Source organism: Flavobacterium panici (genome assembly GCF_903819335.1).
Taxonomy (GTDB): Bacteria; Bacteroidota; Bacteroidia; order Flavobacteriales; family Flavobacteriaceae; genus Flavobacterium; species Flavobacterium panici.
Genome location: NZ_CAIJDE010000041.1, coordinates 1 through 12674, shown reverse-complemented (window position 1 = coordinate 12674; position 12674 = coordinate 1). Strand labels below are relative to the sequence as shown.

At 33.8% G+C, this 12674-nt stretch carries 8 protein-coding genes; 4 read left to right on the top strand and 4 right to left on the bottom strand.

What is annotated here, in order from left to right:
• Positions 1-27: 27 nt before the first annotated feature.
• The 4 genes from FLAPXU55_RS11025 to hutH form a co-directional block, all read right to left on the bottom strand.
• Positions 28-1437 carry an SMI1/KNR4 family protein gene (locus tag FLAPXU55_RS11025; RefSeq protein ID WP_180857699.1) on the bottom strand — a complete coding sequence of 470 codons (1410 nt, stop codon included), beginning with the start codon at positions 1435-1437 and terminating at the stop codon, positions 28-30.
• A gap of 161 nt (positions 1438-1598) precedes the next feature.
• On the bottom strand, positions 1599-2942 hold the full coding sequence (locus tag FLAPXU55_RS11020) for an inorganic phosphate transporter (RefSeq protein ID WP_180857698.1): 1344 nt from the start codon (positions 2940-2942) through the stop codon (positions 1599-1601).
• A 30-nt stretch (positions 2943-2972) separates the two neighbouring features.
• Positions 2973-3617: a DUF47 domain-containing protein gene (locus tag FLAPXU55_RS11015; protein WP_180857697.1), complete on the bottom strand. Its 645-nt coding sequence runs from the start codon at positions 3615-3617 to the stop codon at positions 2973-2975.
• 48 nt (positions 3618-3665) lie between these two features.
• Positions 3666-5180 (bottom strand): histidine ammonia-lyase, encoded by a 1515-nt coding sequence (gene hutH, locus FLAPXU55_RS11010; RefSeq protein ID WP_180857696.1) that lies wholly within the window; start codon positions 5178-5180, stop codon positions 3666-3668.
• A 638-nt stretch (positions 5181-5818) separates the two neighbouring features.
• On the opposite strand from hutH, the gene thrA reads away from it, so the two are divergent.
• The 4 genes from thrA to FLAPXU55_RS10990 all read left to right on the top strand — a co-directional run bounded on the left by thrA (position 5819) and on the right by FLAPXU55_RS10990 (position 12453).
• Positions 5819-8266: a bifunctional aspartate kinase/homoserine dehydrogenase I gene (thrA, locus tag FLAPXU55_RS11005; protein ID WP_180857695.1), complete on the top strand. Its 2448-nt coding sequence runs from the start codon at positions 5819-5821 to the stop codon at positions 8264-8266.
• Between the two features lie 126 nt (positions 8267-8392).
• On the top strand, positions 8393-9316 hold the full coding sequence (locus FLAPXU55_RS11000; protein WP_180857694.1) for a homoserine kinase: 924 nt from the start codon (positions 8393-8395) through the stop codon (positions 9314-9316).
• Positions 9317-9771: 455 nt separating this feature from the next.
• Positions 9772-11061 carry a threonine synthase gene (gene thrC, locus FLAPXU55_RS10995; protein WP_180857693.1) on the top strand — a complete coding sequence of 430 codons (1290 nt, stop codon included), beginning with the start codon at positions 9772-9774 and terminating at the stop codon, positions 11059-11061.
• A gap of 162 nt (positions 11062-11223) precedes the next feature.
• Positions 11224-12453, top strand: coding sequence for a hypothetical protein (locus tag FLAPXU55_RS10990; RefSeq protein WP_180857692.1), 1230 nt, complete (start codon positions 11224-11226; stop codon positions 12451-12453).
• Positions 12454-12674: the final 221 nt, after the last annotated feature.

Sequence of the window (12674 nt, the reverse complement as noted above, 5' to 3'; positions counted from 1 at the left end):
AGCCGATTTCAATTTGAAATCGGCTTTTTAATTTTTCCAAAACTCAAACCATTTTCGATTACTCATATTAATTATTTTATATTCATCAATATTAATAGTTTTTATGGTTGTTGTGGATAATCCAAATAATTCAAGATTGCAGTTTAAATTTGACAAAATATAATCTTGCTCTTTAGGGAATTTTTCTGCAATTATCTTATAATGAACTAGAAGTTTTCTATCCAATATACCATTTAATGCTTGCAATGCGGAACGAATAACTGTATTTGAACTATCGCTTAAACCTACTATAAAATTATCTAAATAATCAATCTTATTGCTTAATTTTCCCAGTGAATAATAAGCACTAACCCTTATATTTTCGCTTTTATTTAAAGTAAAAGGGATTATAAAATAGCTATAATCTATATTCATTTGCTTTAATAAATAAGTACAAAATCTAAAAGTTTCTTCATTATTTATTTTCTCAGCGTTAGCTTCAATAATTGCTAGCCACTCAGGACTTTTATCTTTCGCATACCAAAACACAAATTGAAAAACCTCTAATAAGTTCTCTCTTGATAAATCAATTAAATAAGAATGTGCTTTTTCGTAATCAAATTTCGTAAGTATCTGAAGTATCATTCTTTGAATTTCACCAACACGTAATTTATACTGTTCTTCTAGTACCTCAATAGTTTTTGAATCAAGATTTTGCTTCTTTAAAAGACTCTTTAGGCATTCAATTTTCGTTTCATTTTCATTTGTTGAAAAATATACTTCTAAAATATAACTTGATAATCCTCCAAGTGAAAACCTAAAAAAATCCGGCATATTTAGTTTTAATTTTTCTGGTATAATTTCATCAAGCCATCTTTCATACCAATCTAAAAAATTTAACTCGAAAGCAAAAGATGGCTTTTGTCTGTCAATATCAATATTAACAACTCTTCCTTTAAATTCTCCATTTAAAACAAGTGCATGATAATAAGTACAGCCTTGGCTTCCAAGCGGCAATATTCCAGAAAATATCTCCCCTAATTCAATGTCAAATTCTTCATCCGAAATATCATCATTTTCAATTTTTTGAATTAACTTATCCCAGAATTCGTTTGGCATTTTTGGATAAATTCTACAATTTTCTTTTAAATAAGCTGTCGTATTTTCATAGATAAATTCGTTTACATTTTTTCCTAAAGGGTAAATTCCATAAGAAGGCCCAGCTGCAGAATTTGCATAAGAAACTCCACCATTGCCAATATGAAGCAAAAACGCTTTATAATCCTCTGGAAGCTCTAAGTCATAATCTTTTTCAAACTTTAAAATTTCCGCTTCCTTAACAGTTTCACCTAAAATATATTTATGTTTACCGGCACCAAACACTTCATACTTTTTGTCGGTATTTTTCGCTAAGGTTAACTTATATCTAATACGTTTGATTTGATCTAATTCATCCATTATTAACTTATTTCTTTATTTATTTCAAGTAAATATAGATACATTAAATCTTAAAAACAACTTACATTATCATAACAAAAAAAAGCCGATTTCAATAGAAATCGGCTTTTTAATTATGCAGACAAAATGCGATTTACATCTCACATTTTAGTTCAATCATTTTACGAAATAAACAAACTTAGTATAAAATAAACCAAACCTGCTAATATTGCTGAAATTGGAATAGTTAGAATCCAAGCCCAAACTAAACTTACGGTAACTCCCCAGCGAACTGCAGAAACACGTTTTGTTAATCCAACACCAATAATAGATCCTGTAATAGTATGTGTTGTACTTACCGGAATTTTTAAATGCTCTGTAAAATAAAGCGTTAAGGCTCCGGCAGTTTCAGCAGCAACTCCTTCAAATGAACTTACTTTTGTGATTTTAGATCCCATTGTTTTTACAATTTTCCATCCACCACTTAAAGTTCCCGCTGCAATTGCAGAATAACAAGCTAACGGAATCCATCCCGGCATTACTCCTTTTATTCCTGTGTCATCATTTGGCAGTACAACATTTAACCATGAATCCATATGAACTCCAGGATTTGTATTGATATAAACCGCTACAGCTGCAGCGATAATACCCATTACTTTTTGAGAATCATTTCCTCCGTGACCTAAACTGAAAGCCGCAGAAGATAATAACTGCATTTTTTTCAAAGCAGCATCAGCCTGATGAAGATTCAAACTGCTAAATATCAAACAAAATGCACTTACAGTTAAAATAATAAAGGCTACTAAAAACCATTTAATATTATGAGGATCAAAAGCTATACTCCAAAAATGAGAATCAAAACGAGGTTTTCCATGCTCTAAAATTTCATCGTAAGAAACCATTTGAGCGTATACAAACCAAATAGTTCCGAGCATTAAAGCTACAGTAAATACTTTAGGCCAAATACTTTTACGAGAAGCATTTAATAACCAAATTGAAATTAAATACGATGCCAAAGCTCCTAATAAAGGTGCTAAAACAATAAAAGCAATAATAATAAGAACTCCAGAAGGCATTCCGCCATCTTTTCCGGCCTTATACCAGCTTACAATTTGATACCAATAATGTGTTGTTCCATCCTCTCCAACATAACCAGAAAAACCATGAACTGCAATAGCGTGCGCAACCGCTGCTCCTGCAAAACCTCCAATTAATGTATGAGAAGAACTTGAAGGAATCCCTAACCACCAAGTCAATAAATTCCAGCAAATTGCCGCAATAACCCCGGCAAGAATTACAACCAGGTTAATTTCCATTGTGTGCGCTGTTTTTGCAACAGTATCTGCAACACCAAATCCGAAAACCCAATAAGCTAAAAAGTTAAAAAATGCTGCCCAAAGAACGGCCTGAAAAGGCGTTAAAACCTTTGTAGCAACAACAGTCGCTATAGCATTTGCCGCATCATGAAAACCATTGATGTAATCAAAAATTAAGGCTAATACTATAATTAATATAAGTAGCGTCATAAAATTATAACTTCAGAATGAAAGATTGAATTAAGAATGTTTTACAGAAATAGATTCTAGTATGTTCGCAACACTCTTACATTTGTCTGTTGCTGATTCTAAAACAGATAACACCTCTTTATATTTAATGATATTTTTAGCGTCTGTTTCGTTTTCAAAAATTTCAAAAACTGCTTTGTTATATACATTATCAGATTTGTTTTCCAGTTTATTAATTCTGGCACAAGCATCTTTAATGATTTTAAAATTCTTTAAATTTCTTAACTCTTTTACAGCACTGTCAATGTTTTGACAAGCCTCAAGGTTAATTTCTGTCATCTTTCTGATAGATTTTGTAATCTTATCAACCTGATACAATCTCATACGGCTTGCTGCACCATGAAGGTAATCAGCAACGTTATCAATAGAAGTAATTAATGTATGGATATCCTCTCTGTCAAATGGAGTGATAAAGTTTCTGCTTAATTCCAAGTTGGTCTGACGTGTAATGTCCTCTCCTCTTTGTTCTAATTCGTCAATCTTTTGAAAAAGAATTTCTCTTTCTTTCAATGGAAGGTTTACCGCTTCGTGTAAATTAGAAGCTAATTCAATTAAATTGCTTGAAGCCTCTTCAAAAAGTGGAAAGAATTTTTTGTCTTTCGGCACTAAAAATTGGAAAATACTGTTTATTGACATTTTTATATTTTTGATAGTGCAAAATTACTTCAATAATATTTTACAATGTTAAGCCATTGTTAACAAATCGTTTTCTATTTGGAAACTCTCCAGGAACGAAACTGTGTTTTCAATATCATAATGTAAGATTCTATCTTCCTTAACCAACGGTACAACTTCTCTATAACTACTTAAGAACATTTCGATGAAATCACTTGTTTTTAAAGGCTCTCTGTAAGCAACTGCCTGAGATGCATTCAGCAATTCAATCGCTAAAATACGCACTAAATTATCCAAAACTCGTAAGGCTTTCGTCGCTCCGTTTGCTCCCATGCTCACATGATCTTCTTGTCCGTTGCTCGAAACAATACTGTCAACACTAGCCGGAGTCGCTAATTGCTTGTTTTGACTGGCAATACTTGCTGCAGTATATTGCGGAATCATGAAACCAGAATTTAATCCCGGATTATCAACTAAAAATGCCGGAAGGTTACGTAAACCGGAAATTAACTGATACGTTCTTCTTTCAGAAATACTTCCCAATTCTGCCAAAGCAATTGCCATAAAATCTAAAGCCAAAGCCAAAGGCTGTCCGTGGAAATTTCCTCCCGAAATAATCTGATCGGCTTCAATAAATATATTTGGATTATCAGTAACCGAATTTATTTCGGTTTTAAATACTTTTCGAACGTAATCAATTGCATCTTTTGAAGCACCGTGAACCTGTGGCATACAACGGAAAGAATACGGATCCTGAACATGTTTCTTTTCCTGAGCGATAATTTCACTTCCGTCTAAAAATTCAGTAATGCGCTGCGCCGTTACGATTTGTCCTTTATGCGGACGTATATAATGTATCAATTCATTGAACGGCTCAATTCTTCCATCAAAACCTTCTAAAGAAATAGTTCCAATTAAATCTGCCAGATACGAATATTTATATGCTTTAATTAAAATATGAGCTCCGTAAGCACTCATAAACTGTGTTCCGTTTAACAAAGCCAAACCTTCTTTTGACTGTAAAACAATTGGTTCCCAGTTAAAATGTTTTAAAACTTCGGCAGAAGCCACTTTTTTACCTTCAAAATAAACTTCTCCTTCTCCAATTAAAGGTAAAGATAAATGTGCCAGCGGCGCTAAATCTCCAGAAGCCCCAAGTGAACCCTGGGTATAAATTACCGGTAAAATATTATTATTATAAAAATCAACCAAACGGCTTAAAGTAATCAATTGAACTCCAGAATGTCCGTAGCTTAAAGATTGGATTTTAAGCAAAAGCATCATTTTTACAATTTCTGCCGGAACTTCCTCACCCGTTCCGCAAGCATGAGACTTTACTAAGTTTTCCTGAAGTTTCGATAAATTCTCATTAGAGATTTTTACACTATATAAAGATCCAAAACCAGTATTGATTCCGTAAATTGGTGTCGTAAGTGATGCCATTTTTTTATCTAAATAATCACGGCATTTTTGAACATTTACTTTAGCTTCCTCAGATAACTCAAGTGCCTTGTCATTTACTAAAATTTCCTGTAAAGTTTCCAGCGTTATAGTTTCAGTACTTATATAATGAATATCTCTCATGACATTTTTAAATTTAAGGTGTCAAAATTCAACAAATCAATATTAAAAAGCAACATTTTATCACAATAATTAAAATTTCGACAGAGCCCAATCTTTACTTTTATTTATTTGACAATAGTAAAATGTAGATTATCACAGTCTTTTGCTCCTTTTTTTAGTAAAAATATCGTCGGGGAAGTATCTGTTTTTCCGTTTCAAATTATCAGAAATATATTAAAACGCTAACTTAACATCTTTAATTTTAACAAATGCTCAATATTGAAATCTAAGGATTTAAATTATTAAAATATTCGTAAAAAGGCTTTCAAAATTTTTAACTCGTATAAAAATCTGTACTTTTGAAAAATCAAAAATGAAAAGTAACAGCACAAAATATCAATCTACAATGACAACTCAAACAGGAGTTGCAATTGCTGCTACAACAATTTCTACTACAACAACTACTACCCCTTAGGGGTATACATTTTTACATATAATCCAGATTATCTATACTTTTTTCGCAAAAGAAGAAAGGCATTGGATACATAAAAAACATTTACAAAAAAAAAAATAGTCACAGTTTTCAGTTTCAGTTCACAGTTGATAACCTTTGAACCTTTGTTACTTAAAAGCTTTGCACCTTATTAAAAAATATCAAAATGAAAGTATTAAAATTTGGCGGAACTTCGGTTGCCAATGCTCAAAATATAAAACTCGTTCTCGAAATTGTTAACCAGAAAGCGAAGCAGGATAAATTAGTAGTTGTAGTTTCTGCACTTAGTAAAGTAACTGATTTATTGCAATTAGCAGCCGCAAAAGCAGCCGCAAACGACGAAAGCTTTAGAGATATCGTTGCCGAAATCGAGAAAAAACACCTTGACACACTTAAAGAACTTATTCCCGTAAGTGAGCAAAGCAGTTTATTAAGTCACGTAAAAAGAATCATAAACCACTTAGAAACTTTATTAGACGGCTGTTTCCTTTTAGGCGAATTATCCCCAAGAACTGCTGATACTATTTTAAGTTTTGGAGAATTACTTTCGTCTTATATAATCGCACAGGCGTTTCAGCAAATTGAAAAAGATGCGGTTTACAAAGACAGCCGCGAGTTAATTAAAACAAATGCTGATTTTGGAAAAGCAGCCGTAAACTTCGAAATTTCAAACCAATTGATTCAGGAATATTTTGCTTCGAATGAATCAAAAATCAATATTCTTCCAGGATTTATTGCACAGACTTTAGACGGAATCACTTCGACTTTAGGCCGCGGCGGATCTGATTATACTGCGGCAATCATTGCCGGAGCAATCGATGCAGAACAACTGGAAATCTGGACTGATGTAAACGGAATGTTTACAGCAAACCCAAAAATCGTAAAACAAGCACAGCCAATTGCGAATATTTCGTATCAGGAAGCGATGGAATTGTCGCATTTTGGTGCCAAAGTTTTGTACCCGCCAACAATTCAGCCGGTTTTAAGAAAAAACATTCCTATTCTTATCAAAAATACTTTTGAGCCAGAAGCTGTAGGAACTTTAATTTCTGATCATGTTCAATCTAAAGACACGGTTGTAAAAGGAATTAGTCATATCGATAATATTTCGCTTTTAACACTTGAAGGTCCCGGAATGATTGGAGTTGCAGGTTCTTCGAGACGTTTGTTTGAAGTATTGTCTCAGGAAAAAATTAATGTAATTTTTATTACTCAGGCTTCTTCTGAACATTCTATTTGTATCGGAATTTTAAATTCGGATGCTGATAATGCCGAAGCAGCTATTAACAGAGCTTTTGAAATCGAAATTGCACAAAACAAAATCGATCCTTGTTATGTAGAAAAAGACCTTTGCATTATTGCTTTGGTTGGTGAAAACATGAAAAATCACCAAGGTTTAAGCGGAAGAATGTTCAGCACTTTAGGAAAAAACAACGTAAACATTCGTGCGATTGCGCAAGGTGCATCTGAAAGAAATATCTCGACTGTAATTAACGAAAGAGACGTTAAAAAAGCATTGAATACTTTACACGAAAACTTCTTTGAAGAAAACACAAAACAGCTCAATTTATTTGTGATGGGAGTTGGAAATGTGGGAGAAAAATTCATCGAACAGATTCACAATCAAAGAAAGTTTTTAAAAGATAATTTAAAGATTAATGTTCGCGTAATTGCTTTGTCAAACTCAAGAAAAATGCTTTTTGATGAAGACGGAATTTCATTAAAAGACTGGAAATCGACTTTAGACAAAGCTGAAGCAGCCATTCCAACAGAATTCATCGCACGTGCCAGAGAATTGAATTTACGTAACAGTATTTTTGTTGATATTACAGCAAATGCAGGCGTTTCTGAAATGTATGAGAAGTTCTTAAAAGAAAGCATTGCCGTTGTAACTTGTAACAAAATTGCCTGTTCATCTGCATACGACAATTATAAAAAACTAAAAAGTTTATCTCGCCAGTACAACGCTCCGTTTTTATTTGAAACAAATGTTGGTGCGGGATTACCAATTATAGATACTGTAAAAAATCTTATTGCATCTGGCGATAAAGTGCATAAAATTCAGGCAGTTTTATCTGGAAGTTTGAACTTTATTTTCAACAACTTCGATAAAAACAATTCTTTCCACGATGTGGTAAAAGAAGCCGGAGTTCAGGGATTCACAGAACCAGATCCGAAAATCGACTTAAGCGGAATCGACGTGGCGCGTAAAATCCTGATTTTGATTCGCGAAAGCGGTTACGAAATGGATATTGACGCCATTGCAAACGAATCGTTTTTACCAGCAGAATGTTTAGCAACAACAAACAACGAAGACTTTTTTGCTTCGCTAATCAAACACGCTGCTCATTTTGAAGGTATTTACAACGAAGCTTTGGCCAAAGATTCAAGATTGAAATACGTAGCGCAATTCGAAAACGGAAAAGCAAGCGTAGGTCTGCAATTCATCCCAAAAGATCATCCTTTTTACAATTTAGAAGGAAAAGACAATATCGTATTGTTCTACACAGATCGCTACATAGATCAACCTTTATTGATCAAAGGAGCCGGAGCCGGAGCAGCTGTTACCGCATCAGGAATTTTTGCAGATGTTATTCGTATTGGGAATGTATAGCCGCTAAGGCACTAAGACACTAAGTTTCTAAGTTTTTTTATGCTTAGCATCTTAGAAACTTAGCATCTCAGAAACTATAAAAATAAACTTTGTGACTTTATGCCTTCGTGGCAAAACCAACCAGAAATGAAAGAAATAAAACTATTTTGCCCGGCAACTATCGCAAACCTCTCATGCGGATTTGACGTACTTGGACTTTGCTTAGACAATGCGGGCGATGAAATGATTGTTCGAAAAGTCGATCAAAAAGGAGTTCGAATCACTAAAATTATGGGTGCCGATTTGCCTTTAGAAACCGAAAAAAACGTTTCTGGAGTTGCCGCTTTGGCAATGCTTGAAACTTTAGACGAACTGGATTTTGGATTCGAAATCGAAATTTATAAAAACATAAAAGCCGGAAGCGGAATTGGAAGCAGTGCTGCAAGTTCTGCCGGAGCGGTTTTCGGGATTAATGAATTATTAGGAAGACCTTATTCTCGTAAAGATTTGGTTCAGTTTGCGATGCAGGGCGAGAAATTAGCCAGCGGAAACGCACATGCTGACAACGTTGCTCCTGCCCTTTTAGGCGGATTTACTTTGGTAAGAAGTTACGCTCCGCTTGATATTATCAGAATTGACAGCCCGGAAGAATTATTCGCAACGGTGGTTCACCCACAAATTGAATTAAAAACTTCTGATGCACGTTCGGTATTAAAACAAACCGTTTCCCTAAAAAGTGCGATTATGCAATGGGGAAATGTGGGCGGACTTATAGCGGGTCTTTACACAAAAGATTACGATTTGATTGGACGTTCGCTTCATGACGAAATCGTTGAGCCTTTAAGAAGCGTTTTGATTCCCGGATTTGATTTAATCAAACAAACCGCTCTTGAAAACGGTGCTTTAGGTTCTGGAATTTCAGGTTCAGGTCCATCGATTTTTGCTTTAAGCAGAGGAAAAGAAACCGCAGACCAAATCGCAAAAGCCATGAGCGACGTTTACGAAAAAATGAATTTACCATATGAAATTCACGTTTCGAAAATCAATCCCGATGGTGTTAGGATTTTGTAAAATGTGAAATGTATTAAGTAAAAGAATTAAAACAAAGTTTTGTCAGGCTGAGCGAAGTCGAAGCCCACGCAAAGTGATGACACAACGTTTGTCATTCCTAGGAACGAGACCCGAGCGATAGCGAACAGGCGAAGCAAATCGCACTAGTTTGTCGACAACGTATGACACAAAACATAGCCATAAAGTTTGTCATTTCGACTGAAAGGAGAAATCTCCACAAGAAGCTCGACAAAGATTTGACTCTCGTTGCGGAGTTACTTGCGGAGATTTCTCCTTTCAGTCGAAATGACAAACGTTAAGGATTTACATTATGTCTATACGTTGCGGGGCTTCGACTTCGCTCAGCCTGACAAAAGTAACCTATAATTGAAAACATAAACTATTGGAATTTGGAATTTAAAATTTGGAATTTTCCTCCAATCTAAAATCTAAAATCTAAAATCTAAAATTTAGAAATGAAATACTACAGTTTAAACCATAATGCCCCAAAAGTTTCTTTCCAAAAAGCTGTTATACAAGGATTAGCAACTGACAAAGGATTATATTTCCCAGAAAACATTACGCCTTTAGATCCGTCATTTTTTGATAAAATCGAAAGTTTAAGTAATGAAGAAATCGCTTTTGAAGCCATAAAACAATTTGTTGGCGATGAAATACCAGCAGAAAAACTAAAAGAAATCATTGCTGATACTTTAGTTTTTGATTTTCCGGTTGTGAAAGTCGAAAACGGAATCTATTCGTTAGAATTATTTCACGGCCCTACAATGGCTTTTAAAGACGTTGGAGCACGTTTTATGTCACGTTGTCTGGGCTATTTCAATAAAGATAAAAAAGACGCTAAAAACACTGTTTTAGTAGCCACATCCGGAGATACGGGCGGAGCGGTTGCCAGCGGATTTTTAGGCGTTGACGGTGTTGATGTTGTCATATTATATCCGTCAGGAAAAGTGAGCGATATTCAGGAAAAACAATTGACTACTTTAGGGCAAAACATTAAAGCACTTGAAGTTGACGGTGTTTTTGATGATTGTCAGGATATGGTGAAAAAAGCGTTTTTAGATGAAACTTTGGCGCATAAAAACCTGACTTCTGCAAACTCTATTAATATTGCGCGCTGGTTACCGCAAATGTTTTATTTCTTCTTTGCTTACAAAGCGTTGAAAAGCCAAAACAAACCTTTAGTCTTTTCTTGTCCAAGCGGAAACTTTGGGAATATCTGCGCCGGAATTATGGCTAAGAAATTAGGTTTGCCAATTGAACATTTTGTAGCGTCTACAAACGTAAACGACACGGTACCAAGATTCTTAGAAAACGGAAAATACGATCCAAAACCTTCTAAAGCAACAATCTCTAACGCAATGGACGTTGGAAACCCAAGTAACTTTATTAGAATTCAGGAATTGTACAATAATGACTTAAAAGCTTTCGAAAAAGATTTCTCTTCTTATAGTTATACTGATGAAGAAACTCTTGAAGCTCTAAAGAAAATTTATAACACAGATGGTTATATCGCAGAACCGCACGGCGCTGTTGGTTATTTAGGTTTGAAAAAAGAACTAGAAAAACACCCTAATGCGATTGGTATTTTCTTAGAAACAGCGCATCCTATTAAATTCTTAGATGTTGTTGAACCTGCTTTAGGAATTACGCTTCCTATTCCTGCTCAAATTGAGAGTGTTATTAATGAGGAAAAAGTTAGTGTTAAGATTGGGACATATGAGGAGTTGAAGAGTTTCTTGGGGTAACCAAATTAATATATTATACATTATTAAAACGACTGAGATTTTTTTCAGTCGTTTTGTTTTTTTGAGTCAATCTTCACTGTCTAAAGTATTCTTTAGAATTATTTTTTAAAGCTAATTATTCTATATCAAGTTTAAAAATCTAGTAAGAAAAAAAACATATATTTGAAAGTAAGAAAACGAAACAAACTTTCACTTATCTATCCGATTTTAGGTGTACATAAGAAAGTTTGTTTCGCCTATAAACAAGTTGTGCGAAATTTTAAACTACTACCCATGAAGGAAAAATATTTTGGAATTGGATGCTTTCATTTTGGAATTAAGACTTCAATTCCTTCTAAATTCTCAAGTGAAGAATATATTGAAAACTTGGAAAATGTTTTAACACAAATTCCTGGGTTAAATAATCTTGAACTTTATTCACACAAACATTTTAAACATTACGAAAAGAATATAACAAAAAAACTACCGAAAATAAATGACGGAAAAGGATTTTTTCCAGCAGATATTTTAACGGAAATTGAGTTTCATTTAAACATTCCCTACAAAACTCAAAAAGAAATAAGTAAACGAAAAAAAAAGAATTCCAGAATAGGAACTGAAGATTTTAGAATTAGAATCATTGAAGGGTTTTATCTCCCAGTTACAATAGTTGAATGTTTGAATCCAACTAAGTTTTGTGAACCTTCTCAATCCATAATATTAGTTAGAGAATACATAAAAAAATGTTTAAAAACAATAGATTCAGACTACATTAGTTTTGAATTTTTAGGTCCATCTCCTTTTCATTTAGATTGTTATATACGCCCAAAAAAATTTGAAACTCAAGATTTAAAATTTCAAACAGAAGAAGTCCTTCAAAGAGGTTATGGCGATTTAATTATTTATTATAATGAAGACGAATTTAAAGATAGCGATGAAGCTTTTCAGCAATTAGAATTTTCAATTATTGATGAACTTAGTTTTTTTTACAATTCAATTCAATTACGCGTCCGCGGAATTCGGGCATGGAGTTCAATACAAAAAAATCTATCGCAACTTTTAAAATTTCAAAAACTTAGAGGATTTGATGCAATGTATAGTCGGTTTTTTGAACAGCCTAAAATTATTTCAGAACTATACACAAAAATCACAACTTTTGAAGCAAACTCAATCTTTGAAGCGGAAATAAACCAACATTTATACGATCATACTTTTAATCTCGAGGAAACGTTTTTTAAAAAATTCATTGATAAGGAATTAAATGAAAAATATGCTTACCCAACTGGACAGGTTACGAATTTAATAAGTTTCTTCGAAAGCAGAAGAGTAAAAAATCTTGAATTAACTATGGCGATGATTGCTGCTATCATTGGCGGTGCAATTGGTTCGATAGTTACTTTGGTATTACAATAAGAAAACTTCGTACAACAGCGCTTTTGCGCTATTGCAAGTTTTCTGGTAAATTCAAGTTTGTTTTTCGCCCCCCGCTAGCGCGAGCGTCCCGCTCGTGAACACAAAGAAAATCAAAAACAAATTGTCTTGTCCTAAAATAGGTTTACACAAAAGTGTAAAAGTATGGAAAGATATTCAAGGACATCACCTTCAAAATGGCAGTCTCAGTATAGCGAAGAATT